We start from the raw sequence: 26,448 nt of genomic DNA, 5'->3' as shown, positions 1-26,448 counted from the left end.
TGACGATCGACGGCCTGCGCGTCGAGTACCCGGACGGCTTCGGCCTCGCGCGTTCGTCGAACACGACGCCGGTGGTCGTGATGCGCTTCGAGTCGGAGACGCAGGAAGGGCTCGAGCGCATCCAGGAGGACTTCCGCCGCGTGCTGACGGCCGCGAAGCCGGACGTCAAGCTGCCGTTCTGAGCGTGGGCGGCCTCGGGCCGCCACCGGCGCGACGGTGAGTCCGATCGTCGCGCCATCCCCGAAAAGCGGCGCACGCCACAGGCGTGCGGCCGCTTTTTGTCTGTCCGGCCCGTCGGCCGGGATAAAATCCCCCCTTTATGTCTGTCGCCGGCTGCCTGCCGGCGTTTTTTCAGCGTGCAAAAGATCCTGATCGTGCGCGTGTCGTCGCTGGGCGACGTCGTGCACAACATGCCGGTGATCGCCGATATCCGGCGCCGCCACCCCGATGCGCAGATCGACTGGCTTGTCGAGGAAAGCTTCGTCGACCTGGTCAAGCTCGTCGACGGCGTGCGCAACGTGCTGCCGTTCTCGCTGCGCCGCTGGCGCAAGAAGCCGTTCTCGGGCGCTACCTGGCGCGAGATCCGCGCGTTCCGCCAGCGCCTCGCGGCCGAGCAGTACGACCTCGTGATCGACTGCCAGGGCCTCATCAAGACGGCCTGGGTCGCGAGCTGGGCGCGCGGCCCGCTCGTCGGGCTCGGCAACCGCACCGACGGCGCCGGCTACGAGTGGCCCGTGCGCTTCTTCTATCGCAAGCGCGTGCCGATCGCGCCGCGCACGCACGTCGTCGAGCGCTCGCGGCAACTCGTCGCGGCCGCGCTGGGCGACCCGGCGCCGACGCCGGCCGATCCGGTCGACTTCGGCCTCGATACGCGCGCGGCGGCGCTCGCGGTGGCCGCGCTCGGCCTGAACCTGCCGGTGCCGTACGTGGTGTTCGTCCATGCGACGTCGCGTGCCGACAAGCAATGGCCGGACGCAGCGTGGATCGAGCTCGGGCAGGCCCTCGTGCGGCGCGGCGCGTCGCTCGTGCTGCCGTGGGGCAACGACGCGGAGCGCGCGACCAGCGAGCGGCTGGCGAAGGAATTCGGCGATGCGGCAATCGTGCCGCCGAAGCTGTCGCTGCCGGCCGTGGTCGGTCTGATCGACGGCGCGGCCGCGACGGTCGGGGTTGATACAGGTCTGGTTCACATCGCGGCCGCGCTGAAGCGTCCGACGGTCGAACTGTACAATTTCGCGACGGCCTGGCGCACCGGCGGCTACTGGTCGCCGAACGTCGTCAATCTCGGCACGGCGGGGCAACCCCCGTCGATCGCGCAGGTGAAGTCGGCGCTCGCGGGCTTCGGTCTCCTGTAACGCTGACACACGCGCGAACCCACGCGAACCGACCATGAGCGAATCCCAGATCATCGAAGTCCCGTCCGCCGACTGGAGCGGACACAACCTGTCGGCGCCGCGCGAGCAGCTGCTGGCCGCCGTCGAGGAGGGCAAGGTGCTGTATTTCCCGCACCTGCGCTTCGCGATCGAGGGCGGCGAGGAAGCGCTGCTCGATCCGGCGCTCGCCGATCCGAAACGCAAGAACATCAGCCTCGCGCCGAACGGCGGCGCGCTCGCCGGCGTGCTCGGCGACAGCGTCACGCAGTCGGCGGTGCGCGCGCTCGTCGCGCGCTTCCAGCAGCAGGCCGGCACGCTCGTCGACGGCCTCTTTCCCGAATACCGCGGCAAGCTGCGCGTCGCGCCGACGAGCCTGCGGCTGATGCAGGTCGAGACGCGCCAGACGTCGTGGCGCAAGGACGACAGCCGGCTGCACGTCGACGCGTTCCCGTCGCGGCCCAACTACGGCGAGCGCATCCTGCGCGTGTTCACGAACGTGAACCCGGCCGGCGTGCCGCGCGTATGGCGCGTCGGCGAGCCGTTCGAGGACGTCGCGAAGCGTTTCCTGCCGAAGATCCGGCCGCAATTCCCGGGTTCGGCGTGGCTGCTGAACCTGCTGCACGTGACGAAGTCGCCGCGCAGCGCGTACGACCACCTGATGCTGAACCTGCACGACAGCATGAAGGCCGATCTCGACTACCAGAAGACGAGCCCGCAGGAGACGATGCCGTTCCCGCCGGGCTGCGTGTGGATATGTTTCTCCGATCAGACTTCGCACGCTGTGATGTCCGGCCAGTTCATGCTCGAACAGACCTTCTTCCTGCCGGTCGACGCGATGGTCCGCCGCGAATGCGCGCCGCTCGGCATCCTCGAACGCCTGACGGGCAGGTCGCTGGTTTGAGCGCGCCACTTCTCCGTTGCAACACGAGGGTCGCCGCATGCTGAGGGTGATCTATCGCGCGCTGTGGTGGCTCGTCGCACCGATCGCCGTCATCCGGCTCTATGTGCGCTCGCGCAAGGAGCGCGGCTATCGCGAGCACATCGGCGAACGCTTCGGCCACGTGACGGGCCGCTCGCGCGACGACCGTGCGCCGCTGATCTGGGTGCATGCGGTATCGGTCGGCGAGACGCGCGCGGCGCAGCCGTTGATCGACGCGCTGATGCACGCCCGACCCGATGCGCGCATCCTGCTCACGCACATGACGCCGAGCGGCCGTGCGACCGGCGAACAGATCTTCGGCGATCGCGTGCTGCGCTGCTACCTGCCGTACGACATGCCCGGCGCGGTGCGGTGTTTCCTGCACGCGTGGCGGCCGACGCTCGGCCTCGTGATGGAAACCGAAGTGTGGCCGACGCTGATCGACGAGTGCCGCCGTGCGGACGTGCCGCTGGTGCTGACCAATGCGCGCATGTCCGCGCGTTCGTTCCGGCGTGCCTCGAAGTTCGGCGCGGCGACGCACGACGTGTTCGGCGGCTTCTCGCGCGTGCTCGCGCAGAGCCCGGCCGATGCGGAGCGGCTGACGTCGCTCGGTGCGCGCAACGTGACCGTGCTCGGCAACCTGAAGTTCGACATGACGACGCCGCCGGAACTCGCGGCGCGCGGCCATGCGTGGCGCGACGCGATCGGCGCGCGGCCCGTATGGGTGGCTGCGAGCACGCGCGAGAACGAGGAGGCGCTGGTGCTGCAGGCCTTTGCGGCCATGCGCACGCCCGGCGCGCTGCTGGTGCTCGTGCCGCGTCATCCGCAGCGTTTCGCCGAGGTCGAGGCGCTCATTGAGCGCAGCGGGCTCAAGTGCGTGCGACGCTCGGTGTGGGCGGCGGACAAGGCCGCGCTCGCGTCTGGCCGGCCGGCTGCCGAGCCGCTGCCGGAGGACGTGACGGTGCTGCTCGGCGATTCGATGGGCGAGCTCGGCGCGTATTACGCGGCGGCCGACATCGCGTTCATCGGCGGCAGCCTGTTGCCGCTCGGCGGCCAGAACCTGATCGAGGCATGCGCGGTCGGCGTGCCCGTGCTGATCGGCAAGCACGTGTTCAACTTCACGCAGGCGACCGCCGACGCGGTCGCGGCCGGCGCTGCGCTGCAGGTCGAGGATCCGCTCGATCTCGCGCACGTGCTCGATGCGCTGTTCGCCGACAAGGCGCGGCGTATCGCAATGGGCGCGGCCGGCGCCGCATTCGCGTCGCGTCACCGCGGCGCGACCGCGCGCACGGTCGACGTGCTCGCGGCACTGCTGCCGCCCGCCGAACGCGGCGTGCGCGCACTGCAGGACGCGCAGGACCCTTCCGACGACTAGGCGAAGGCGGCCCCATGCCGCCGGGAGCATGCGTGGCGGCAACCGTATGGCGCCGCCGCGCTGCTCAGACCGTCAGCAAACCCTTCTTCTCGATGAACGCGATCACGTCCGCGACGCCTTCGAGCGCCTTCAGGTTCGTCATCACGAAAGGCCGCTCGCCGCGCATCTTCTTCGTGTCGGACGCCATCACGTCGAGGTTCGCGCCGACCAGCGGCGCGAGATCCGTCTTGTTGATCACGAGCAGGTCGGACTTCGTGATGCCGGGGCCGCCCTTGCGCGGAATCTTCTCGCCGCCCGCGACGTCGATCACGTAGATCGTCAGGTCCGACAGCTCGGGGCTGAAGGTCGCCGCGAGATTGTCGCCGCCCGATTCGATGAACACGATATCGGCATCGGGAAAGCGCGACAGCATCCGGTCGACGGCCTCGAGGTTGATCGACGCATCCTCACGAATCGCCGTGTGCGGGCAGCCGCCCGTCTCGACGCCCATGATGCGTTCCTCGGGCAGCGCGCCCGCGACCGTCAGCAGGCGCTGGTCTTCCTTCGTATAGATGTCGTTGGTGATCGCGACGAGGTCGTATTTGTCGCGCATCGCCTTGCACAGCATTTCGAGCAGCGTGGTCTTGCCGGAGCCGACGGGGCCGCCGATGCCGACGCGCAGCGGCGGCAGTTTCTTCGTGCGGCGGGCGGAGGAGGGAGCAGGTGCGTTCATGGCGGGTAGCGTCGGGTTCAGGAGCGGAACAACCGCGAATACTGGGTTTCGTGCCGCGCGGACAGGATGCCGAGCTGCGGCGCGAACGTGTTGACGGCGTCGGGCGGGGTCGCGAGCGCGCGGCGCACGGCCGCGTCGATCGCACCGCGCAGCGCGACGATGATGCGTTGCCCGGCGAGCTGGCCGAGCGGCACGGCCTTCAGCGCGGCGGACGTCTGGTTCTCGACCCAGCCGAATGCATAAGCGGCGAGCACCGCATCGGCGCTCGCGTCGTGCGCGGCGGCCGCGTATGCGAATGCGGTGGGCAGCGCGATCGGCGCAATCGCCGCGAGCGTCGCGCGGCGCTCGGCATCGCCCCATTCGAGCGACGCGCAGAGCTGCGCGAGCGACCAGCCCATCTGTTCGGTCTCGCGGCGCAGTTCCGCCGATTCGCGGCTCGCGATGAACCACGCATTCTCGGCGGCGAGTGCCGGCGCGTCGTGCGCGTGCCAGCGCGCGAGCTGGTGCGCGAGGAACGGCAGCTCGCCGTGCGCGAGCACGTCGGTCAGGCCGCTCGCGATCCAGTCGCGCGCGGTATCCGCGTCGTGGATCAGGTTCGCGTCGAGTGCCGCTTCGAGCCCCTGCGAATAGCTGAACGCGCCGATCGGCAGCGCGGGCGACGCGAGGTGCAGCAGCGCGACGAGCTCAGTGGTGGTCATGACCGTGGTGGCCGTGCGTGCAGCCGGGACCATGCTGATGATCGTGATCGTGATCGTGATCGTGCGAATGCGAGTGGCCGTGATGCTCGCCGAACACCTGCTGCGCGAGTGCGTAATCCTCGGCGAACGTCGCATCGTGCCCGTGCTTGTGGCCGCCGCCGTACGCGCCGGCTTCCGGCTGGAACGGTGCGAGGGTCTCCTCGACCTGCGTGCCGAGGCGGCGCAACATGTCCGCGAGCACCGGGTCGGCTTCGAGCTTCAGGTAGCCGTCGCCGATCTCGACCGGCGTGTGACGATTGCCGAGATGGTATGCGGCGCGCATCAGCGTGAGCGGATCGGCCGCGCGCACGCGCAGCACGGTCTCGGGCGCCGCGGCAATGCGCACGAGTGCGCCGTCGTCGGCGACGAGCACGTCGCCGTCGCGCAGGATCGTGCCGCGCGGCAGCAGGACCGCGACCTCCTCGCCGGTGTCGAGCGTCGCCGCGAGGCGGCTCTTGCAGCGGGCGTCGTAGGCGAGCGTGAGCGTCGGTGCGCGCGCGACGAGCGACGCGGCGAGTTTCACGTTCGGGGCAATGCGTTTGTCGAGGGTGCGCATGAATCGAAAACCGGCAATCGGATCAGAACAGGAAATAGCGCTGCGCCATCGGCAGCACCGTGGCCGGTTCGCAGGTGAGCAACTGGCCGTCGGCGATCACGTCGTAGGTTTCCGGATCGACGCTGATCGACGGGCGCCACGCGTTGTGGATCATGTCGGCCTTCGTCACGTTGCGGCAGTTGCGCACCGGCACGATCCGCTTCGCGAGGCCGTAGCGCTCAGCGATGCCCGCATCGGCGGCCATCTGCGACACGAAGGTCAGCGACGTGCGCGCGAGCGCACCGCCGCGGGTGGCGAACATCTCGCGATAGTGGACCGGCTGCGGCGTCGGGATCGACGCGTTCGGATCGCCCATCTGCGCCATCGCGATCATCCCGCCCTTCAGGATCATCGACGGCTTGATCCCGAAGAACGCGGGTTCCCACAGCACGAGGTCGGCCCACTTGCCCGGCTCGATCGAGCCGACTTCATGCGCGATGCCGTGCGTGAGCGCGGGGTTGATCGTGTACTTCGCGACGTAGCGCTTCGCGCGGAAGTTGTCGTTGTGCGTGCTGTCTTCCGGCAGTGCGCCGCGCTGCACCTTCATCTTGTGCGCGGTCTGCCAGGTGCGGATGATCACTTCGCCGACGCGGCCCATCGCCTGCGAGTCGGAAGACAGCATCGACAGCGCGCCGAGATCGTGCAGGATGTCCTCGGCCGCGATCGTCTCCCGGCGAATGCGCGATTCGGCGAACGCGAGATCCTCGGCGATCGACGGATCGAGGTGATGGCACACCATCAGCATGTCGAGGTGCTCGTCGAGCGTGTTGATCGTGTACGGGCGCGTCGGGTTGGTCGACGACGGCAGCACGTTCATCTCGCCGCACACCTTCAGGATGTCGGGCGCATGGCCGCCGCCCGCGCCTTCGGTGTGGTACGTGTGGATCGTGCGGCCCTTGAACGCGGCGACCGTCGATTCGACGAAGCCGCCTTCGTTCAGCGTATCCGTGTGGATCGCGACCTGCGTGTCGGTGTCGTCGGCGACGGACAGGCAGTTGTCGATCGCCGCGGGCGTCGTGCCCCAGTCCTCGTGCAGCTTCAGCCCGATCGCGCCGGCCGCGATCTGCTCGACGAGCGGCTGCGGCAGGCTCGCATTGCCCTTGCCGAGGAAGCCGAGGTTGATCGGCCAGCCGTCGGCGGCCTGCAGCATCCGCTCCATGTGCCACGGGCCCGGCGTGCAGGTCGTCGCGTTGGTGCCGGTCGCCGGCCCCGTGCCGCCGCCGAGCATCGTCGTGACGCCCGACGCGAGCGCCTCGTCGATCTGCTGCGGGCTGATGAAGTGGATGTGCGTGTCGATGCCGCCGGCCGTCACGATCAGTCCTTCGCCGGCGATCACTTCGGTTGCCGCGCCGATCGCGATCGTCACGCCCGGTTGAATGTCCGGGTTGCCGGCCTTGCCGATCGCGGCGATGCGGCCGTGCTTGATCGCGATGTCGGCCTTCACGATGCCCCAGTGATCGAGGATCACCGCGTTCGTGATGATCGTGTCGGGCACGTCGGCGGCCACGCGCTGCGACTGACCCATCCCGTCGCGGATCACCTTCCCGCCGCCGAATTTCACTTCCTCGCCGTAGGTCGTGTAGTCGCGTTCGATCTCGATCAGCAGTTCGGTATCGGCGAGCCGGACGCGGTCGCCCGTCGTCGGCCCGAACATTTCCGCGTACGCGCGGCGGCTCAAGCGTAGTGTCATGTGCTGTTCCTGAAGAGCGGGGCGCGGCTTACAGCGGCCCCATCACCTTGCCCTGAAAACCATAGACGGCCCGATCGCCCGCGAGCGCGACCAGCTCGATGGTGCGCGTCTGGCCCGGCTCGAAGCGCACCGCGGTGCCGGCCGCGATGTTCAGGCGAAAGCCGCGTGCGGCCGCGCGATCGAACGACAGCGCGTCGTTGACTTCGAAGAAGTGGTAGTGCGAGCCGACCTGCACCGGGCGGTCGCCGGTGTTCGCGACGACGAGCGTCAGCGTCGCTCGGCCCGCGTTCAGTTCGTGTTCGCCGTCGTCGGTGAGGATTTCGCCGGGGATCATGCGGGGCCTCACGGAATCGGGTGATGGACGGTCACGAGCTTCGTGCCGTCGGGGAAGGTCGCCTCGACCTGGATGTCGGGAATCATCTCCGGCACGCCGTCCATCACGTCGTCGCGCGTGAGCAGCGTCGTGCCGTAATGCATCACTTCGGCGACCGTCTTGCCGTCGCGCGCGGCTTCCATCAGCGCAGCGGTGATGAAGGCGACCGCCTCCGGATAGTTGAGCTTCAGGCCGCGTGCGCGGCGGCGCTCGGCCAGCAGCGCCGCCGTGAAGATCAGCAGCTTGTCCTTCTCGCGGGGAGTCAGTTTCATGAAGGCAGACGTTCAGGAAAACGTAATTTTTATCGGTGCGCGCGCAACGGGGCGAACGCGCGGTTCATCGTAGCACCGCGCTGTTTTGCGTGCGTCGTGTATCGGTTATGTAAGGAGCAAGGCGCGTGCCATGTGCATGAAACGCAGCGCGATGCGCAATCGTGGTGCGCGATGCATGGGCAACGTGCAGCGCCCGCCGCGACACTGCGCCGAAACGGTGCGTGGCGCCGCCGCGCTCAGGTTTGCCAGAGGCGCAGCGGCCGTGCGTCGACGCCGTGCACGATCGGCCGCAGATGCAGCCAGCACTCGGTGAAGTGCCGTTGCAGCGCTTCCATCGACGTCGACAGCGCGCGAACCAGCACGACGCCCGGCGTCACGCAGGTCGCGCCCGCGCGTAGCGTGCCATCGAACGGCATCCGCGCGGCGAGCGATTCGGCGAGCGCGGCGTCGCACGCGGCGCCGGCGGCCCACAGCGTGCCGTACGCGGGGAAACCGGCGAGACCCTGCAGCGCGCCGCGCAGCGGGTCGTGTGCATCGAGCAGTGCGCGCTCGGTCCACAGCGGCCGGCCGTCGGCATCGACGAGCGCCGAAGTCGACGCGATGCGGCCCGCCGACCAGGTTTCGCCGGCCGCCTGTCGGCCGAGCTGCGACGCGTCCCAGCCGATCGCGCTGGCGCCCGCGCCGAGCTTGACCGTGAAATCGAGCGAAGCATGCGCCGAGTCGAAGAACAGGTTGTTCTGCGGCAGCCAGTCGAGCTTCGCGTGCTCGCCGACCGTGATGCCGATGCGCTGTGTCGCGTCCAGCCCGTTCGACTTGTACCACTTGGTCGCGCCGGGCGTCGTCAGCACCGCGTGCGTGCCGTCGCCGAGCGCGATGTCGATGTCGAGCCGGTCGCCGCCCGCGACGCCGCCCGGCGGGTGGACGATCACTGCGTGGCAGATCGCGTCGCCTTCCGGATACAGCGGCCTCTGCACGCGCAACGGGCCGTCGTGCAGCCGGTGCGCGAGCGTCGTGCGCGCGCCGTGCCGCTCGAAGCCGAGTTCGAGGCGGCCGCGCCACGACTTGGCGACGGCGGGGCGGGACAGCGGGGCATGGGAATCTGGGGCGGACATCGGCGGGAAACAGGGGACGGGCGCGGTGAACGAGGATGCTACCGCAACAATATACCCTTCGGTACCCGCGTTGCAGGGCGTGGCAACGCCGATCCCGCGCCGTGCCGTTTTGCCGGCGTGAGACCGACATGTGCCGTTCGACGAGGCGCCGGATCGATGGCCGGAAGCGACGCCGCCCCGAGCCGCGTGTCCCGCTACACCGCGATCAGCTCGCGCACGCCGTTCGCTTCCATCTCGTGCGCGTCGCCGCCCGCGACGATCTCGCCGCGGCTCATCACCCAGTAGCGGTCGGCGATCGATCGGGCGAAGTCGTAATACTGCTCGACGAGCAGCACGGTCATCTTCGATTCGTCGACGAGCTGGCGCAGCGTGCGGCCGATGTCCTGGATGATCGACGGCTGGATGCCTTCGGTCGGCTCGTCGAGGATCAGCAACTGCGGTTCGCTCATCAGCGCACGGCCGATCGCGAGCTGCTGCTGCTGGCCGCCCGACAGGTCGCCGCCGCGCCGCGCGCGCATGTCCTTCAGCACCGGGAACAGGTCGTAGATGCGATCGGGCACCTTCGATGGCGCCTTGCGGCTCGCCGCGCCGACGAGCAGGTTCTCCTCGACGGTCAGCCGCGGAAAGATGTCGCGGCCCTGCGGCACGTAGGCGAGCCCGGCCGCGACGCGCGCATACGGCGGCATCGCGCCGAGCGCCGTGCCGCGCCACGACACGCTGCCGCTCTTCGCGGCGACGACGCCCATCAGGCAGCGCAGCAGCGTGCTCTTGCCGACGCCGTTGCGGCCGAGCAGCACGGTGAGCTTGCCGTCGTCGGCGGCGAGGCTCACGTTGCGCAGGATGTGGCTGCCGCCGTAGTACTGGTTCAGTGCATCGATCTTCAGCATCGCATCATCGTCCAAGGTAAGACTCGATCACCGCGTCGTCGCGCTTGACCTGGTCGAGCGTGCCTTGCGCGAGCACCGCGCCTTCGGCCATCACCGTCACGCGGCCGGTGTCGCCCGCGAGCGCCGCGACGAATTCCATGTCGTGCTCGACGACCATCATCGAACAGGTACCGCGCAACGTGTTCAGCAGCTCGGCGAGTTCCATCGTCTCGTGGTCGGTCATGCCGGCCGCGGGCTCGTCGAGCAGCAGCAGCGCGGGGCGCTGCATCAGCAGCATGCCGATCTCGAGCCGCTGCTTCTGCCCGTGCGACAGCTCGCCTGCCGCGCGAAAGGCCTGGCTTTCGAGGCCGATCAGCGCGAGCGTCTCCTCGATCTTCGCCTGCGCGGTGCGGTCGAGCCGCGCGCGCAGCGACGCGAGCCAGCCCTTGTCGGTCTGCATCGCGAGCTCGAGGTTCTCCCACACCGGATGCTGTTCGAACACGGTCGGCTTCTGGAACTTGCGGCCGATGCCCGCGCGTGCGATCTCGGGCTCGTTCATCCGCGCGAGGTCGATCGTCTGGCCGAGAAACACCTTGCCCGCGTCGGGGCGTGTCTTGCCGGTGATCACGTCCATCATCGTCGTCTTGCCTGCGCCGTTCGGGCCGATCACGCAGCGCAGCTCGCCCGCGTCGATCGCGAGCGACAGCTTCTTCAGCGCGCGGAAGCCGTCGAAGCTCACCTCGATATCCTCGAGGTAGAGGATCGTGCCGTGCGACGTGTCGATGCCGGGCGGCACCACGCGCCCCATCGACGCGGTGCCGCTGACGGCCAGCCCTTCGTCCTCGGGCGGCGGCGTGAATTGGTAGAGGGCCGTTCCGTTCATGCGCGTTTCCCCTTCGCGAGCACGGTTTCGACGAGGCCCATGATCCCGCGCGGCAGCAGCAGCGGCACGAGCACGAAGATCAGGCCGAGGAAGAACAGCCAGTATTCGGCGAAGTACGCGGTAAACAGGCTCTTCGCGCCGTTCACCGCGAACGCGCCGACGATCGGCCCGATCAGCGTGCCTCGCCCGCCCACCGCGACCCAGATCGCCATCTCGATCGAGTTGCCGGGCGACATCTCGCCGGGATTGATGATGCCGACCTGCGGCACGTACAGCGCGCCCGCGATGCCGCACAGCACGGCCGACACGGTCCATACGAACAGCTTGTACGCAAGCGGGCTGTAGCCGAGGAACATCAGCCGCGTCTCGCCGTCGCGCACCGCGGTGACGACGCGCCCGAGCTTGCTGGTGACGATCGCGCGCGCGGCGATGAACGCGAGCACGAGCGTCGCGAACGTCAGCAGCAACAGCACCGTGCGCGTGCCGGGCGACGTGATCGCGAAGCCCGCGATGCGCTTGAAGTCGGTGAAGCCGTTGTTGCCGCCGAAGCCAGTCTCGTTGCGATAGAACAGCAGCATCGCCGCGAACGTCATGGCCTGCGTGATGATCGACAGGTACACGCCCTTCACGCGCGAGCGGAACGTGAAGAAGCCGAACACCCATGCGAGCACGGCCGGTACGAGCACGACGAGCGCGAGCGCCCACGCGAGATGCTGCGTGCCGCTCCAGTACCACGGCAACTGGTGCCAGTCGAGGAACACCATGAAGTCGGGCAGGTCGCTGCCGTACTTGCCGTCGCGGCCGATCTCGCGCATCAGGTACATGCCGATCGCATAGCCGCCGAGCGCGAAGAACAGCCCGTGGCCGAGGCTCAGGATCCCGCAGTAGCCCCAGACGAGATCGAGCGCGAGCGCGGCGATCGCGTAGCACATCAGCTTGCCGGTGAGCGTCATCGCATACGCGGACAGATGGAACGCGCTCGACTCGGGCGCGACGAGCGCGGCGAGCGGCACGCCGATGCCGATTGCGATGCACAGCGCGATCAGCGCGAGCCATGCGCGCCGCGACAGCAGCGCGGGGCGGGGCGGCAGGCCGAGCGCGAAACCGTCTGCCGCGCGTGCGGCAGCGGCCGGCTTCGGCGAGTCGACGGTGGGGTTTGACAACGAGTGGGTGGTTGAAGTCACGTCAAGCCTCCGCACTGCGGCCCTTCGGGGCAAACATGCCCTGCGGACGTTTCTGGATGAACAGCACGATCATCACCAGCACCGCGATCTTCGCGAGCACGGCACCCCAGAACGGCTCGATCGCCTTGCTCGCGAGGCCGAGCCCGAAGCCGCCGAGCACGGTGCCGGCGATTTGCCCGACGCCGCCGAGCACGACCGCCATGAACGAATCGATGATGTAGTTCTGGCCGAGGTCGGGGCCCACGTTGCCGATCTGCGACAGCGCGCAGCCGCCGAGGCCCGCGATGCCCGCGCCGAACGCGAATGCATACGCATCGACGCGCGCGGTCTTCACGCCGACGCACGCGGCCATCCGGCGGTTCTGCGTGACGGCGCGCACGAACAGGCCGAGCCGCGTCTTCGTCAGCACGGCCCATGCGACGAATACGACTGCGAGAGCGAAGGCGAGGATCGCGAGCCGGTTGTACGGCAGGATCAGGTTCTGCATCACGGTCACGCCGCCGCTCATCCACGACGGGTTCACGACCTGCACGTTCTGCGCGCCGAACAGCATCCGCGTCGCCTGGATCAGGATCAGGCTCACGCCGAAGGTGGCGAGCAGCGTTTCGAGCGGGCGGCCGTACAGGTGCCGCAGCACGAGCCGCTCGAGCACGATGCCGACGAGCGCGGCCGTCACGAACGACACCGGCACCGCGACGAGCGGATACCAGTCGAACGCACCGGGCGCATAGCGCTGGATCAGCGTCTGCACGACATAGGTTGCGTACGCACCGATCATCAGGAATTCGCCATGCGCCATGTTGATCACGCCGATCAGCCCGTACGTGATCGCGAGGCCGAGCGCGGCGAGCAGCAGCACGCTGCCGAGCGACAGTCCGGCGAACAGCGTGCCGACAATTTCGCCGCGGCGCTGCAGCGAATGCAGTGCGTCGAGACCTTGCTGCGCGGCGTCGCGTACGCGCGCGTCGGGCTCCGCATAGCTGCCGTCGGCGTTCTTCGCGACGAGCGGGCGCAACTGCTCGATCATGTCGAGGTCGTGCCGCGCGGCCACCACCTGCACGGCTTCGAGACGCTTCGCCGGATCGGCATCGTGCAGCGCGGCGATCGCCCATAGTGCGTCGAGGCGGCGCTTCAGCGCGGGGTCGGTTTCCTTTGCACGCGCGCGGTCGATCATCGGCTTGAGCGCCGGGTCGGGCGATTTCAGCAACGCATCGATCGCGTCGCGGCGTGCGGCGATGTCGGGCGATGCGAGCGCGAGCCCCGACAGCGCGCCCGTGATCTTCGTGCGCAGCAGGTTGTTCAGCATCACCGGCTGCGCGTCGCCGGCCGGCGTCGCGGCCTGCGTGAGCGCATCGCGCGCGGTGTCGCCGGTCTGGATCAGCAGGCGGCCGTCGCCGGTCGCGAGCGCGTCGCCGGTCGACAGTGCGTTGAGCACCGCGACGGCGCGCGGATCGGAGTCGGCGGCGAGCCGTTCGATCGCGGCCGTCTTCGCGTCGAAGTCGTCGCCGGCGAGCGCTGCGGTATCGGTAGCCGTCAGCGCGAACGCGGCGTGCGGCAGCCCGCCTGCGAGGGCGGCGCACGCGACGATCGCGACGGCGGCTCGGCGAAAGCGTGTAGGCATCGGGAAATCCTGTCGGGCGTGGGGAAGCGGATGCGTGCGGCGATGCGCGGGCGCGGGCGGTTCATCACGGCGAGCGCGGCCCGCGCAGCGGGTTCGGCATCGGCGTGCGAGCGGTACGTCGCGCGTGATACGCGACGTACCGCCCGGCATCAGGCGAGCGCCGCGCGCTGCCGGCGCAGGAAGGCCGGGATCGACGTGACGATGTCCGGCTTGCCCTGGTTGCCGGCGATGAACGGGCTCCACGGTTGCGCGCGCACCGCGGTCTTGGTCTTCCACACCACGTTGAACTGCCCGTCGCCGCGAATTTCGCCGATCATCACCGGCTTGTGCAGGTGATGGTTGCCGTCCATCGCGAGCGTGAAGCCCGACGGCGCGGCGACGGTCTGGCCGATCATCGCGACGCGCACCTTGTCGACGTCGGTGCTCTTCGCCTTCTCGACGGCCTGCTTCCACATGTGGATGCCGACGTAGGTCGCTTCCATCGGGTCGTTGGTCACGCGCTTCGCGCCGCCCGGCAGGTTGTTCGCCTTCACCCACGCGGCGAACTGGTCCTTGAACTTCGTGTTGGTCGGGTTCTTCACCGACATGAAGTAATTCCACGCGGCGAGGTGGCCGACGAGCGGCTTCGTGTCGATCCCGCGCAGTTCTTCCTCGCCGACCGAGAACGCGACGACCGGCACGTCGGTCGCCTTGATCCCCTGGTTGCCGAGCTCCTTGTAGAACGGCACGTTCGAGTCGCCGTTGATCGTCGAGATCACGGTCGTCTTGCCGCCTTGCGAGAAGTTCTTGATGTTCGCGACGATGGTCTGATAGTCGCTATGGCCGAACGGCGTGTAGACCTCCTGAATATCCGCGTCCTTCACGCCCTTCGATTTCAGGAACGCGCGCAGGATCTTGTTGGTCGTGCGCGGATACACGTAGTCGGTGCCGAGCAGGAAGAAGCGCTTCGCGCCGCCGCCTTCCGCGCTCATCAGGTACTCGACGGCCGGGATCGCCTGCTGGTTGGGCGCCGCGCCCGTGTAGAACACGTTGCGCGACATTTCCTCGCCTTCGTACTGCACCGGGTAGTAGAGCAGCCCGTTCAGTTCCTCGAACACCGGCAGCACCGATTTGCGCGACACCGACGTCCAGCAGCCGAACACGCACGCGACCTTGTCCTGCGTGAGCAACTGGCGCGCCTTCTCCGCGAACAGCGGCCAGTTCGACGCGGGATCGACCACCACGGGCTCGAGCTTGCGGCCCATCACGCCGCCGCTCTTGTTGATGTCGGCGATCGTCATCAGCGCGGTATCCTTCAGCGACGTCTCCGAGATCGCCATCGTGCCCGACAGCGAGTGCAGGATGCCGATCTTGATCGGGCCGGTGCCCGCGTCGGCCGCGTGGACGAACGGGCTCTTGCCCGCGAGCGCGAGTGCGCCGGCCATCGAACCGAACTTCAACAGACTGCGACGTTTCATCGGGTTCCCCTTGACGTGTTGGATATGCGTGCGCCTTGAAGGCGTCGGCCAACGAGTAACGCAAGGCATGTGCCAGTCGTGCGGATGCACGTCCGGCGTGCCTGCGCGGGGCGGTGCGGGGCGTCGTGACGGTGCGGATGACGCGTCGTGCAGCATGCGCGGTCCGTCGCGGTGCAGGTTCGCGGGCATAAATGGTGCACGGTCGCGGTTCCCCGTTCCGGTGCCTGAGCCTGCGCATCGGGCTGGAACCGTCGTGCACCACGACTTCACATCACGCGGGCAGGGCGCGGGCGCAGCGCAGTGCCGTCGAAGTGATGAACCGGAGCGGAAAAGAGAAACGGGCACGCGATGCGTGCCCGTTCGGGGGATCAGTGCGGCCGGCGGCAGGGTGCCGGTCGGCGAGGCGGCGCGTGATGCGCCGCGGGCAGGATCAGTAACGCGGCACGGACGGATCGACGTCGCGCGACCACGCGTCGATCCCGCCTTGCAGGTTGTACAGCTTCGTGAAGCCGCGCGATTCGAGGAACATCGCGACCTGCGCGCTGCGCATCCCGTGATGGCACACGCAGACGATTTCCGCTTCGTCGTCGAGCTCTTCGCTGCGCGCGGGAATCTGCTGCATCGGGATCGACACGCTGCCGGCGATGTGCGCGGTCGCGATTTCCCACGGTTCGCGCACGTCGAGCACGACCGGCGCGGGGCGCGCCTTGTCGCCGAGCCATTCCGCGAGCATCGCGGCCGTCAGGATCTGCATGGGGGCTCCGCCGCTCAGAACTTGAAGCGCGACGGCTCGATCGCGTTGACGAGGTGGTCGATGTACGTTTCGAACACGTCGGCGACGCGGTACTGCTTGTCGTCGATGCGCGTGATGATCTGCGCCTTCATTACCGGACGGCCGCCGACGAATGCCGCGAGGCGGCCACCGACCTTCAGCTGTTCGAGCATTTCCTGCGGCACGACGGGCAGGCCGCCCGCGACGCAGATCACGTCATACGGCGCCTTGCCGGCCCAGCCGCGCGAACCGTCGCCGAGCACGACTTCCGCGTTGGTCACGCCGTCGTTGCGCAGGTTGTCTTCCGCGAACTTCGCGTTGGTCGGGTCGATCTCGACGGCCGTCACGTGCTGCGCGCGGTGCGCGAACAGCGCGGCCAGGTAGCCCGAGCCGGCGCCGATCACGAGCACGTTCTCGTGCTTCTTGACCGTCAGCTCCTGCAGCACGCGCGCTTCGACGCGCGGGAACAGCATCTTGCCGCCACCCGGCAGCGGCAGTTCGAGGTCGGCGAACGCGAGATCGCGGTATTCGGCCTGAACGTAGTTTTCACGCTTGACGATCGACAGCAGTCCCAGGACGTCGAGATCCAGCACGTCCCACGGCCGGATCTGTTGTTCGATCATGTTGAAACGCGCGTTTTCGATATTCATGGTGTGGTCACGCAGCCTGGTCGGCCATCAGCGGGGATAGAGAAACTTCGTGATTGTACCAAACGGGGCGGCCGCGAAGCCTTCAGGCGGCCTGCAACAGACCTTTACCCCTTGCTCTTCTTGATCTGCGCCTCGAACGCGAGATCGAGCTTGCTCGCCTTGCGCGGCTTTTTGGGGCCAAATTCGTCGACGAACTTGACGAACTCGTCGAGCGGTAGCGGCTCGCAGCGCTTCTCGGCGGTGCCGCCGGAGCGGTCGACGAGATAGAACAGGCCGCCCGCCATCGCGACGGCCGCGAATTGCGGGTTGCCGGAGCGGGTCTTCAGGCGTTCGACCGCGTGGGTCGCTTTGGTGGTGCGCATCGTGCGGATTCTGGCGGAGCGTAAGCCCCACACTGTATCAAACCGGCCGCCCGCGTGCGGCCGGCCGGGCTCGTCGGCCTCAGACCGTGCGCGAGTAGCGCTGCTGCGGCGTCTGGCCGAGATACGCGTCGAATGCCATCGCGATGTTGCGCACGACCATCCGGCCGGCCGGATGGATCGTCAGGCGGTCGGCCGCGATCGTCAGCAGCCCGTCGCGCTCGAACGGGCGCAGCGCGTCGAGTTCGCGCGCGAAATGATCGGCGAAGCGGATGCCGTGCGCGGCCTCGACGTGCGAGAACGGCAGGTCGAGGTTGCACATCAGTTGCGTGATCACGTCGCGGCGCAGCCGGTCGTCGGGCGTGAGCCGCACGCCGCGCGCGATCGGGAGCCGGCCCGCGTCGAGCGCGGCGCCGTAGGCGGGCAGGTCCTTCGCGTTCTGTGCGTAGACGTCGCCGACCTTGCCGATCGACGACACGCCGAACCCGACGAGATCGGTATCCGCGCGCGTGCTGTAGCCCTGGAAATTGCGCTGCAGCGTGCCGTTGCGCTGCGCCCGCACGAGTTCGTCGGACGGCCGCGCGAAGTGGTCCATCCCGATGTACACGTAGCCGGCCGACGTCAGCATGTCGATCGCGAGGCCGAGCAGCGCGATGCGCGTTTCCGGCGGCGGCAGCGTCGCGTCGTCGATCTGCCGCTGCATCTTGAACAGGTGCGGCATGTGCGCGTAGCCGAACACCGACAGCCGGTCGGGGGCGAGTTCGATGATCGTTTCCAGCGTGCGCGCGAACACGGAGACGGTCTGGTGCGGCAGCCCGTAGATCAGGTCGACGCTCACCGAGTGGAAGCCCGTCGCGCGCGCGGCGGAGAGCAGGTCGGCCGTCATCGCCAGCGGCTGGATGCGGTTGATCGCCTGCTGCACGACCGGATCGAAATCCTGCACGCCGAGGCTCAGCCGGTTGAAGCCGATGTTGCGCAGGTGGACGAGCGTCGCGGGCGTGACCGTGCGCGGGTCGATCTCGATCGAGAACTCGGCGTCGGCATCCGGCGCGAGCGCGAAGTGCTCGCGCGTGGCCGCCATCAGCTCGGCCGTTTCATCGTCGGACAGGAAGGTGGGCGTGCCGCCGCCCCAGTGCAGCTGCGTGACCGGGCGCGCGGGATCGAACAGCGCGGCCTGCAGCGCCATCTCGCGCTTGAGCTGGTCGAGATACGGGCGCGCGCGGCGGTGGTTGTTGGTCGCGATCTTGTTGCAGCCGCAGTAGAAGCACGCGGTGTTGCAGAACGGAATGTGGAAGTACAGCGACAGCTCGCTCGACGATGCGCCGGGGTCGCTTGCCGCACGGACATAGTCGGTCGGGTCGAAATCGTCGCGGAACTGCAGCGCGGTGGGATACGACGTATAGCGCGGCCCGTTCGCGCCGTATTTCGCGAGCAAATCGGGACGGAACAATGTGTCGGCAGAACCGGAACGCATGATGATCTCGCGCTTTTTAGATGCTTTCGAGTATATAAACGCGCGATTCGGCTGCATTGTGTAATAACGTCGCAGCCGGCGATGGCACAATGCGGGGTGGGGCTGCCGGCACCGCGTCCGGTTGCCGCACCGTTTTTTGTTGTTCGTTCGAGAGAGCCGAGTGTCCGTCGAATTGCCTGTCCGCCCGGCGTCAGCCGTCCCGCCGCCGCATGCGTGCCGCGAGGGCTGCGGTGCGTGCTGCATCGCGCCGTCGATTTCCAGCCCGATTCCCGGCATGCCCGACGGCAAGCCCGCCGGCGTGCGCTGCGTGCAGCTCGGCGACGATCTGCGCTGCCGGATCTTCGGCCGCCCCGAGCGGCCCGCGTGCTGTTCCGGGCTGCAGCCGGCCGCGGACATGTGCGGCGCGTCGCGCGGCGACGCGCTCGCGTGGCTCACGCGTCTCGAGGCCGCGACGCGGCCGTCGCAACCAGGAGAGTGTTCAGCATGACCGCATCTTGCGCGCCCGGCCGGCGCCGTTTTCTCGCCGCAACCGTCGGCGCCATCGGCGTGACGCTCTCGCTCGCCGCGTGTGCGTCGACGTTCCCGTTCATCCCCGATCACTACACGTTCTCGCGCGGTGACGTGCAGAAAGCCGTCGCGCGCAAGTTCCCGTACCAGAAGACGGTCGCGCAGGTCGTCGACGTGTCGCTCGCGAACCCGGCCGTCAACCTGCTGCCCGACCAGAACCGCGTGGCCGTGCAGCTCGACGCGCACTTCGTGAGCCCCTTCCTGCGCGCGCCCGTCAGCGGCAAGTTCACCGTGTCGGGCCAGCTGGCTTACGACGCGCCGAGCCGCTCGGTCGTGCTGAGGTCGCCGGCCGTCGACAGCCTCGCGCTCGACGGCGACGCGCAGATGTACGCGCAGCAGGTCGGCGCGGCCGCCGGCCTGCTCGCGACGCAGTTGCTGACCAACTATCCGATCTATACGTTCAAGCCCGAACAACTGCAATTTGCCGGGGTGAACTACGAACCCGGTACAATTACGATTCTTACAAACGGCATACGCGTGGCGATCGTCGAAAAATGACGACGAACCGCGCTCGGCCGGAGGGGGGCCGCGCGCGGAAGAGTGGCCCATTCATTCGACCATTTCGGAGTTGGGCCACGGATGGACTGGATCCTGATCTGCAAGGCTTTGATCCTCGGCGTCGTCGAGGGGCTGACGGAATTCCTGCCGGTGTCGAGCACCGGTCACCTGATCGTCGCGGGCAGCTTCCTGAATTTCAACGATTCGCACGCGAAGACGTTCGACGTCGTGATCCAGTTCGGCGCGATCCTCGCGGTCTGCTGGGAATACCGGCAACGGATCGCGTCCATCGTGTCCGGGCTGCCGAGCCGGCCCGACGCGCGGCGCTTCACGCTGAACGTCGTGATCGCGACGATTCCCGCCATTGCGCTCGGCCTCCTGTTCGAGAAGAAGATCAAGGCCGTGCTGTTCTCGCCGGTCCCCGTTGCGTTCGCGCTCGTCGTGGGCGGCGCGATCATCCTGTGGGCCGAGGCGCGGCAGCGCGAGCGCAGCGAGCCGCCGCGCGTGGTGTCGGTCGATGCGCTGACGCCGCTCGATGCGCTGAAGGTCGGCATCGCGCAGTGTTTTGCGCTGATTCCCGGCATGTCGCGCTCGGGCTCGACGATCATCGGCGGGATGCTGTTCGGCCTCGACCGGCGCGTGGCCACCGAATTCTCGTTTTTCCTCGCGATCCCGATCATCTTCGGCGCGACGCTCTATGAAACCGTCAAGGACTGGCAGGCGTTCACCGTCGATTCGCTCGGCCTGTTCGCGCTCGGGCTCGTCGCGGCTTTCGTCAGCGCGTTCGTGTGCGTGCGCTGGCTGCTGCGCTACGTCGCGACGCACGACTTCACGGTGTTCGCGTGGTACCGGATCGCGTTCGGGCTGTTCGTGCTGCTGGTCGGGTACAGCGGCTGGCTGAACTGGGCGTGACGCGAACACGAAGGCCGGCGCGCCTCGCATGAAAAGAAAAAGCCCGATCGGCACAGGCCGGTCGGGCTTTTTCTTGTCCGGAGCAGGGCGGCGTGCGCCCGACTCGGCGGGAGGGCTCAGCCTGCGCGCTTGCGGAACACCAGGTCCCACACGCCGTGGCCGAGCCGCAGCCCGCGCCGTTCGAACTTCGTCACCGGGCGGTAGTCGGGGCGCGGCGCGTAGTCGGCGGCCGTGTTTTCGAGCGTCGGCTCCGCGCCGAGCACTTCGAGCATCTGTTCCGCGTAGTTCTGCCAGTCGGTCGCGCAGTGAATGTACGCGCCGGGCTTCAGGCGCGACGCGAGATGCGCGACGAGCGGCGGCTGGATCAGCCGGCGCTTGTGGTGGCGCGCCTTGTGCCACGGGTCGGGGAAGAAGATGTGCACGCCGTCGAGGCTTTCCGGCGCGAGCATGTGCTCGAGCACTTCGACCGCGTCGTGCTGGATGATGCGGATGTTCGACAGATCCTGCTCGCCGATCAGCTTCAGCAGTGCGCCGACGCCCGGTTCGTGCACCTCGACGCCGAGGAAGTCGTCGCCGGGGCGGTTCGCGGCGATTTCCGCGGTCGATGCGCCCATCCCGAAGCCGATCTCGAGGATGCGCGGTGCGCTGCGGCCGAACACCGCGTTCCAGTCGGGCAACTCCGGCGCATACGGCACCACGAAGCGCGGCCCGAGTTCGTCCATCGCGCGGCGCTGGCCGGTCGATACGCGGCCGGCGCGCGTCACGAAGCTGCGGATGCGGCGGTGGTGCAGCGGATTGACTGCGTCGGCGCCTTCGGCGGCTTCGTCGGGAATGGCGTCGTCGTGCGGCGGCAGGCCGGCTTCGTTCGGATCGTCGTGCATCATCGGTGACAGAGAAAGGCTCGGTTGCGGGCGAGGGCCCGTTGCGCAGCGGTGCGCCGGGGGAACCGGCACATGGTACAAAAAAGCCGCCTTCGACGAGGCGGCTCATGCGCAGGCTGCGATGCAGCCGGAAAGTGGAGCGGGCGATGGGAATCGAACCCACGTCATCAGCTTGGGAAGCTGAGGTAATGGCCATTATACGACGCCCGCAGAACGCGCAATTCTACAGGGGTTCGGGGGAGGATGGCAAGGGGGAGGTTTTGGGAGGTGGCAGCGAGACTGGCATCGCTCGATGCTGGAGCGGTGGCGTCGCTGGGGTGGCAGGCCGAGTGCGGCCAGGAGCGGCCCTTCGCCAATATCTGCACGCAGACCTTCAGGCGTTAGTTGTGCGCCGGAGACCGGCCAATCGGCGGGGCGCCCAAAGGCGGCAATCCAAGTCTCTGGGTCTGCGATAACCGTACCGGTAACTCTGGGGTGGAGTATTTCCGCGGCATGGGCGAGCTAGTGCAAGCGTGAGCAAGCCAGAATTGCGAGCGATGACCGAGCGCTTCGCTACTTCCGGCCGACTTTGCTGTGCCGCCATAAACCGGTACACATCCCCAACTGTTGATGAGCTTCCGAATTCACAAGCAGAGTCACTTGCCTTCTTGAGTAATTTAGCCCTATTGTCCAATGGTAAATTAATTACCAATTTCAACTGTCGGAGATAGCCGCGCGCAGAGGCTGACGGCCGGGAGCGATGGGACCAAGGGAGGGTGGCGTGCGCTTAGCAAGGTTGACCGTTCGGAACTTCCGAAATTTCGCGGGAATCGATGTCCCGCTCGTCGGTAATGTTGTGCTGCTGGGCGAGAATCGTGTTGGGAAAAGCAATCTCCTGTTTGCCATTCGGCTTGTCCTCGATCCGACGCTGCCCGACTCCGCAAGGCAACTGAAGCTCTCCGATTTTTGGGATGGTTGTGACCTAACCCAAAATCCGCAGATTGAAGTGCATCTCGATTTCGCCGAATTCGACGGCGACGACGCGCTGGTTGCATTGCTCACTGACTTCCGTACGGCAGCCGATCCAAAAGTAGCGCGTCTGAGCTACGTTTACCGAAAGCGAGCCGACGTCACTGGCGCTCCACAATCCGGTGAGGACTGCGAGTTCATCGTTTTCGGTGGGGGTGATGAATCCCGAGCCGTCCCAAGCCGGGTCCGTCGCAGGGTTGCGCTAGATATGCTCGACGCGTTGCGCGACGCCGAGGGGCAACTGGCATCGTGGCGCAACTCACCGCTGCGCCCATTGCTCGAGGATGCCGTGGCGACAGTCAGTCGTAGTGAACTGGATAGCGTTGCTGCCACGCTTGAAAGTGCGACCAAGAAGCTCGAAAGTTTCCCGTCGGTTAAAGCGCTCGAAGACTCCCTCCGCGCTGGCATTCTGGACCTTGCCGGAAGCGCGCATGACATTGATGCACGCCTACGCTTTGCGCCCACCGATCCGCTTCGATTGTTCCGTTCAATTGCAATGTTCATCGATAACGGCAAACGCAGCATTGCTGAGGCAAGCCTGGGCTCTGCGAATGTCGCCTTGATCACTTTGAAATTGGCGGAGTTTGCTTGGCGGCGTGCCAAGAATGAACGCAACTATTCGCTGCTTTGTATCGAGGAACCGGAGGCTCACCTCCATCCTCAACTTCAGCGGGCTGTATTCGATAAGCTATTTCAAAAAGCTGACCCGGCACAGGCACTTGTCGTCACGAGCCATTCCCCGACATTGGCTGCGGTTGTGCCGCTCCGTTCGATAGTGAGCTTGCGATCGGTGAACGGCGCGTCGCAAGTCTATTCGCTTGCGGAGTTGCCGGTCACAAACGAGGAACTTGACGACATTGAGCGCTATCTGACCGCTACGAGATCCGAACTGCTTTTCGCGCGAGGCGTGATCTTCGTGGAAGGCGATGCCGAAGAAGCACTGCTGCCCGGATTTGCCGAGGCGTTGGGCCTCGATCTGGATCGGCTCGGCATTACCGTCTGCAATGTCGCGGGCGTCCATTTCGAGCCCTACGTGAAGCTCGCCGGTAGTCTTGGCCTGCCTTTCGCGGTTGTCACCGATTGGGATCCCATCGCCGGCGCCAAGTCGCCACTTGGAAAGGCGCGGACGCTTGGAATATGGGACGCATACTGCGCCGCTTCGGGAGTCGTTCCCTTGACGGCTGAGCAGCGTGCTTGGTGCGAATCGGCTGATTTTCCTACCTTCAGTGCGATTTGGGAAACCTATGGCATTTTTCTGAACGACTTGACCTTTGAAGTTGCAGTCATAAACGCCCCCAATCTTCGCGAGGCGATGCTTGATATTCTTGACGAACAGGGGTTTGGACCGACGCGCGCGGCTCGAATTGCCGCCTGGCGCTTGGGAACGCCCGTCGTTCCGGAGCACCTCTTGTCCATGATCGCCGACATCGGGAAAGGTCGGCTAAGCGCGAAACTCGCAAAAAGACTCCCGGGTCTGAAGCCACCGGCATATATCGCTTCAGCCATCAACTTTGTGGCTTCCCGTGTCTAACCATCTGGCAGTGGCGAGAGCGCTCGCAGACCTCAAAGCCAACCCCGAGCAAGATGCCGCAGCCCGTAAACGCGAGCATTGCGTCGTCTTAGCGGGTCCAGGCAGCGGAAAGACCAAAACGTTGACTACAGCGATCGCCAGAACGCTGGTAGAGGATGTTATTGATCCACGCGGGATCGCTTGCATCACCTACAACAACGAATGCGCCATTGAGCTCGAAACGCGTCTAGCCAAGCTCGGCATCGTTGGTAGCGAACGCAATTTCATCGGCACGGTACACAGTTTCGCCCTGACTCAAGTCATCGCTCCATATGCCCGCTGCATTCGCGGGTTTCTGCCAGAGAATTATCGTGTCGCGACGCCGGCCCAGGCGCGCGCAGCCGTTGAGGCGGCATACGACTCCGTTTTCGATGAGCCGGGCGATCCGCAAGAGCGCTGGCGCTTTGCGGAGGTAAAGCGCCGTCGCGACGTCGATCGCGATGCGGACGCATGGCGGGGTGATAACCCTGAGCTTGCCGACTTCATCTCGGCTTACGAGGCCGAGTTACGTAACAGGGGGCTTATAGACTTCGACGATATGCCGCTAATCGCGTACCGCATGATTAAAACTCATCGCTGGATCCGCGAAGCGTTGCGAGCACGCTTTCCCGTGTTGTTTGTGGACGAGTATCAGGATCTCGGGCATGCGTTGCACGAACTGGTCCTCTTGCTCTGCTTTGACGGTGGCATACGCCTGTTCGCGGTAGGCGACGCTGATCAGTCGATCTATGGCTTCACAGGTGCAAATCCTGCGCTACTGCTGCAGCTCACCGAGCGCGTTGGAGTCGAAACCATTCGACTGCGCTTCAACTACCGTTCAGGTGCGAAGATCATCCGGGCGTCTATGGGGGCACTCGGCGAGGAGCGCGATTATCGGGGTCTTGACGATCGGCCTGAGGGTGAACTCTCGTTTTGGCCGGCTAAAGGCGATCATGCCCATCAGGCTCAACATCTTGCCGAAACAGTGTTGCCGGCACTGCTTAGCCAAGGGTTCCCGCTGGAGCAAATAGCAATTCTTTATCGTGCTGCTTGGCTCGGTGATAAGGTTGCTGAAGCGCTCGAAAGCGTCGGCACCCCGTTTGTTCGCACCGATGCCAATGCTTTGATTAAACGCAGTTCACGCCTCGCTCGTTTCATCGAAGCCTGCGCTGGATGGGTTACTGGCGGATGGCGTGACGCCGAACCGCCGTACAGCCGATTGCTAGGACAAGCCTTGGGCATAGTCTATGGTGGGCGAGCTTCCGATGCTGAAGAACAGGAGCTGTCTCGACAGCTCATCTCATTCCTTAACGCGGGTATCGGTGCAGGTGAAACCGCTCATGCGTGGCTGCAACGCTTGAACCGGGTTCTAATCGGACCTTGGCAGGCCATTTCCCGCAACGCTCATCAGGAATGGGAGGTCTGCTCCGATCTGACGAAAAAGACCGACCCAGCGACGGACCGGGACCTCCCACTCAATGTCTTTGCGGGCCGTGCGGAAGGCACCGGGCGCGCTACTCTCAGTACGCTTCATAGTGCTAAAGGGCGCGAGTTTGATGCCGTTATTCTATTCGGCATGAACGATGGCGACATCCCCAGTTGGCGTGATAAGAAAAATGAGCGCGCACTTCGTGAAGCGCGGAGGCTTTTCTACGTCGGTGCAACACGGGCGAGGAGGGCGTTGTGCATCGTCTATCAAGATAAAAACCATTCACCTTGGGTTGCCGAACTCTATCGTCGAAGCCAGCAAACCTGAGATCGCTCCTTTCCGCTGGACTGGTGTTAAAACATACGCCGTACGTCATCAACAACCATCGCCCAAATTTGAGAAGGGTTCCCATAGCTTGATATGGATAAGAAAGAGAAAAATGAGCGGCTGACCGATATGATCATCGCCGGAATGGAACAGCGCTTTATGCGCCGCCCAGGATTGCCACCTGTACCATTCGAGTTCCAATACGATCAAATAGAGGTACTGGATCTGTCTGCGCACAGGTCCGTAATGGAATAAAGGCTCTTAAGGAGAGGCTATTCAATTCACTTCTGCTTGCCACGGCAGACGGCCAGACTGGTTTTTTGAAGCGCTCATTGTATCGGGCGGGTTTTCGATGGCCGCTACGAGGGGCGGATTCAACCGGTCGATGTAACACACTAGACGGGGCGTAAGCAGTGGAGGTGTTGCATCGACCGGTTGAATCCGCCGCAGATCGAGTCATTGGCTGTTGCGTTGTGCAGACCACTGAACTGCTGGGATAGTCCTCACATGGACGAATCCCAATACCCCAACAATTTCCGGACATTGACCAACGAGCAGGTTTGCGATCTGGCTGCTGCTGTGCGCGAAGACTTCGGCGGCAACCTCCCGCGAGCAGATTTCGCCGAAAGCCTGCTGCTACTTCTCGAAGACGTGCCGGGATTCGAGATGGGCGGCGGGGCGGACGAGGGGTTCATCGAATTGGCATGGACGACGTACAGCGGTCGCCCACCCAATTCCTGAGGTGCGGTGGACTAGACTAAATCTGACAGTGGTTGGTTTTTCATGCTGGCGCGCATTAGCGCGAAGGGCGTAGCCCGCAGCGGCAATGCGCGCCGCGAACAGCAAGGAGTCCACC

Annotated in this window: 27 protein-coding genes, 1 tRNA gene and 1 pseudogene; 11 read left to right on the top strand and 18 right to left on the bottom strand. The window is 66.2% G+C overall.

The window, feature by feature from the left end:
• The 4 genes and pseudogenes from FFS49_RS39510 to waaA form a co-directional block, all read left to right on the top strand.
• Positions 1 to 182: pseudogene (locus FFS49_RS39510) on the top strand (phosphomannomutase/phosphoglucomutase); the annotation flags it as partial.
• A gap of 174 nt (positions 183 to 356) precedes the next feature.
• Positions 357 to 1,352 carry a lipopolysaccharide heptosyltransferase I gene (gene waaC / locus FFS49_RS39505; protein ID WP_046545085.1) on the top strand — a complete coding sequence of 332 codons (996 nt, stop codon included), beginning with the start codon at positions 357 to 359 and terminating at the stop codon, positions 1,350 to 1,352.
• A 34-nt stretch (positions 1,353 to 1,386) separates the two neighbouring features.
• Positions 1,387 to 2,271 carry a Kdo hydroxylase family protein gene (locus tag FFS49_RS39500; RefSeq protein ID WP_105817804.1) on the top strand — a complete coding sequence of 295 codons (885 nt, stop codon included), beginning with the start codon at positions 1,387 to 1,389 and terminating at the stop codon, positions 2,269 to 2,271.
• Between the two features lie 37 nt (positions 2,272 to 2,308).
• A complete protein-coding gene (gene waaA, locus FFS49_RS39495) occupies positions 2,309 to 3,664 on the top strand; it encodes a lipid IV(A) 3-deoxy-D-manno-octulosonic acid transferase (RefSeq protein WP_105817803.1) in 1,356 nt (451 codons plus the stop codon).
• A 64-nt stretch (positions 3,665 to 3,728) separates the two neighbouring features.
• Here the strand turns inward: waaA and ureG are convergent, their stop codons facing one another.
• From ureG to hemN, 16 genes are all read right to left on the bottom strand, one after another.
• A complete protein-coding gene (gene ureG / locus FFS49_RS39490) occupies positions 3,729 to 4,376 on the bottom strand; it encodes an urease accessory protein UreG (protein ID WP_105817802.1) in 648 nt (215 codons plus the stop codon).
• A 17-nt stretch (positions 4,377 to 4,393) separates the two neighbouring features.
• On the bottom strand, positions 4,394 to 5,074 hold the full coding sequence (locus FFS49_RS39485; RefSeq protein WP_071334892.1) for an urease accessory UreF family protein: 681 nt from the start codon (positions 5,072 to 5,074) through the stop codon (positions 4,394 to 4,396).
• Entirely contained in the window at positions 5,061 to 5,669 is a 609-nt protein-coding gene (gene ureE, locus FFS49_RS39480) for an urease accessory protein UreE (protein WP_105817801.1), read from the bottom strand. The genes FFS49_RS39485 and ureE overlap by 14 nt, the downstream gene beginning before the upstream one ends.
• A gap of 22 nt (positions 5,670 to 5,691) precedes the next feature.
• Positions 5,692 to 7,398 carry an urease subunit alpha gene (ureC, locus tag FFS49_RS39475; RefSeq protein ID WP_105817800.1) on the bottom strand — a complete coding sequence of 569 codons (1,707 nt, stop codon included), beginning with the start codon at positions 7,396 to 7,398 and terminating at the stop codon, positions 5,692 to 5,694.
• 28 nt (positions 7,399 to 7,426) lie between these two features.
• Positions 7,427 to 7,732, bottom strand: a complete 306-nt coding sequence (locus FFS49_RS39470; RefSeq protein ID WP_039367763.1) for an urease subunit beta — start codon at positions 7,730 to 7,732, stop codon at positions 7,427 to 7,429.
• Between the two features lie 8 nt (positions 7,733 to 7,740).
• Complete coding sequence (gene ureA / locus FFS49_RS39465) at positions 7,741 to 8,043, bottom strand: urease subunit gamma (protein WP_006406310.1); 303 nt, start codon at positions 8,041 to 8,043, stop codon at positions 7,741 to 7,743.
• A 236-nt stretch (positions 8,044 to 8,279) separates the two neighbouring features.
• Positions 8,280 to 9,155, bottom strand: a complete 876-nt coding sequence (locus FFS49_RS39460; RefSeq protein WP_105817799.1) for an urease accessory protein UreD — start codon at positions 9,153 to 9,155, stop codon at positions 8,280 to 8,282.
• 194 nt (positions 9,156 to 9,349) lie between these two features.
• Positions 9,350 to 10,042 carry an urea ABC transporter ATP-binding subunit UrtE gene (urtE, locus tag FFS49_RS39455; RefSeq protein ID WP_039367779.1) on the bottom strand — a complete coding sequence of 231 codons (693 nt, stop codon included), beginning with the start codon at positions 10,040 to 10,042 and terminating at the stop codon, positions 9,350 to 9,352.
• Between the two features lie 4 nt (positions 10,043 to 10,046).
• A complete protein-coding gene (urtD, locus tag FFS49_RS39450) occupies positions 10,047 to 10,904 on the bottom strand; it encodes an urea ABC transporter ATP-binding protein UrtD (protein WP_047850597.1) in 858 nt (285 codons plus the stop codon).
• The gene (urtC, locus tag FFS49_RS39445) at positions 10,901 to 12,088 is read right to left on the bottom strand and encodes an urea ABC transporter permease subunit UrtC (RefSeq protein ID WP_039367752.1); all 1,188 of its coding nucleotides are present in this window, start codon (positions 12,086 to 12,088) and stop codon (positions 10,901 to 10,903) included. The genes urtD and urtC overlap by 4 nt, the downstream gene beginning before the upstream one ends.
• 1 nt (position 12,089) lies before the next feature.
• Positions 12,090 to 13,709, bottom strand: coding sequence for an urea ABC transporter permease subunit UrtB (gene urtB, locus FFS49_RS39440; protein ID WP_105817798.1), 1,620 nt, complete (start codon positions 13,707 to 13,709; stop codon positions 12,090 to 12,092).
• A 149-nt stretch (positions 13,710 to 13,858) separates the two neighbouring features.
• A complete protein-coding gene (gene urtA, locus FFS49_RS39435; RefSeq protein ID WP_105817797.1) occupies positions 13,859 to 15,166 on the bottom strand; it encodes an urea ABC transporter substrate-binding protein in 1,308 nt (435 codons plus the stop codon).
• 430 nt (positions 15,167 to 15,596) lie between these two features.
• Positions 15,597 to 15,920, bottom strand: coding sequence for a rhodanese-like domain-containing protein (locus FFS49_RS39430; RefSeq protein WP_011351193.1), 324 nt, complete (start codon positions 15,918 to 15,920; stop codon positions 15,597 to 15,599).
• Between the two features lie 14 nt (positions 15,921 to 15,934).
• Positions 15,935 to 16,588: a protein-L-isoaspartate O-methyltransferase gene (locus tag FFS49_RS39425; protein ID WP_039367744.1), complete on the bottom strand. Its 654-nt coding sequence runs from the start codon at positions 16,586 to 16,588 to the stop codon at positions 15,935 to 15,937.
• Positions 16,589 to 16,692: 104 nt separating this feature from the next.
• Positions 16,693 to 16,950 (bottom strand): hypothetical protein, encoded by a 258-nt coding sequence (locus FFS49_RS39420; RefSeq protein WP_006488573.1) that lies wholly within the window; start codon positions 16,948 to 16,950, stop codon positions 16,693 to 16,695.
• A gap of 79 nt (positions 16,951 to 17,029) precedes the next feature.
• On the bottom strand, positions 17,030 to 18,421 hold the full coding sequence (gene hemN, locus FFS49_RS39415; RefSeq protein WP_105817796.1) for an oxygen-independent coproporphyrinogen III oxidase: 1,392 nt from the start codon (positions 18,419 to 18,421) through the stop codon (positions 17,030 to 17,032).
• A 172-nt stretch (positions 18,422 to 18,593) separates the two neighbouring features.
• Here hemN and FFS49_RS39410 point away from each other — a divergent pair, with 172 nt between their 5' ends.
• The 3 genes from FFS49_RS39410 to FFS49_RS39400 all read left to right on the top strand — a co-directional run bounded on the left by FFS49_RS39410 (position 18,594) and on the right by FFS49_RS39400 (position 20,398).
• The gene (locus FFS49_RS39410) at positions 18,594 to 18,908 is read left to right on the top strand and encodes a YkgJ family cysteine cluster protein (protein ID WP_039367777.1); all 315 of its coding nucleotides are present in this window, start codon (positions 18,594 to 18,596) and stop codon (positions 18,906 to 18,908) included.
• Positions 18,905 to 19,486, top strand: a complete 582-nt coding sequence (locus tag FFS49_RS39405) for a DUF1439 domain-containing protein (RefSeq protein WP_046545096.1) — start codon at positions 18,905 to 18,907, stop codon at positions 19,484 to 19,486. The genes FFS49_RS39410 and FFS49_RS39405 overlap by 4 nt, the downstream gene beginning before the upstream one ends.
• Positions 19,487 to 19,567: 81 nt before the next feature.
• Entirely contained in the window at positions 19,568 to 20,398 is an 831-nt protein-coding gene (locus tag FFS49_RS39400) for an undecaprenyl-diphosphate phosphatase (RefSeq protein WP_046545097.1), read from the top strand.
• Positions 20,399 to 20,514: 116 nt separating this feature from the next.
• On the opposite strand, the gene trmB is transcribed toward FFS49_RS39400, so the two are convergent.
• A complete protein-coding gene (gene trmB / locus FFS49_RS39395) occupies positions 20,515 to 21,282 on the bottom strand; it encodes a tRNA (guanosine(46)-N7)-methyltransferase TrmB (RefSeq protein WP_039367728.1) in 768 nt (255 codons plus the stop codon).
• Between the two features lie 132 nt (positions 21,283 to 21,414).
• Positions 21,415 to 21,489: transfer RNA gene (locus FFS49_RS39390), tRNA-Gly, on the bottom strand.
• A gap of 550 nt (positions 21,490 to 22,039) precedes the next feature.
• On the opposite strand from FFS49_RS39390, the gene FFS49_RS39385 reads away from it, so the two are divergent.
• The 4 genes from FFS49_RS39385 to FFS49_RS39375 all read left to right on the top strand — a co-directional run bounded on the left by FFS49_RS39385 (position 22,040) and on the right by FFS49_RS39375 (position 26,333).
• Positions 22,040 to 23,818 carry an AAA family ATPase gene (locus tag FFS49_RS39385; RefSeq protein WP_105817805.1) on the top strand — a complete coding sequence of 593 codons (1,779 nt, stop codon included), beginning with the start codon at positions 22,040 to 22,042 and terminating at the stop codon, positions 23,816 to 23,818.
• Positions 23,811 to 25,592: an ATP-dependent helicase gene (locus tag FFS49_RS39380; RefSeq protein ID WP_105817795.1), complete on the top strand. Its 1,782-nt coding sequence runs from the start codon at positions 23,811 to 23,813 to the stop codon at positions 25,590 to 25,592. Before FFS49_RS39385 ends, FFS49_RS39380 begins: the two co-directional genes overlap by 8 nt.
• Positions 25,593 to 25,685: 93 nt before the next feature.
• Positions 25,686 to 25,847 carry a hypothetical protein gene (locus FFS49_RS42300; RefSeq protein WP_171026908.1) on the top strand — a complete coding sequence of 54 codons (162 nt, stop codon included), beginning with the start codon at positions 25,686 to 25,688 and terminating at the stop codon, positions 25,845 to 25,847.
• A gap of 252 nt (positions 25,848 to 26,099) precedes the next feature.
• Entirely contained in the window at positions 26,100 to 26,333 is a 234-nt protein-coding gene (locus FFS49_RS39375) for a hypothetical protein (protein WP_105817794.1), read from the top strand.
• The last annotated feature ends 115 nt before the right edge of the window (positions 26,334 to 26,448 follow it).

Origin of the sequence: Burkholderia sp. 4NA327C6, assembly GCF_005502655.1 — a bacterium.
GTDB lineage: Bacteria > Pseudomonadota > Gammaproteobacteria > Burkholderiales > Burkholderiaceae > Burkholderia > Burkholderia contaminans.
This window is presented reverse-complemented; position numbering and strand designations above follow the sequence as displayed.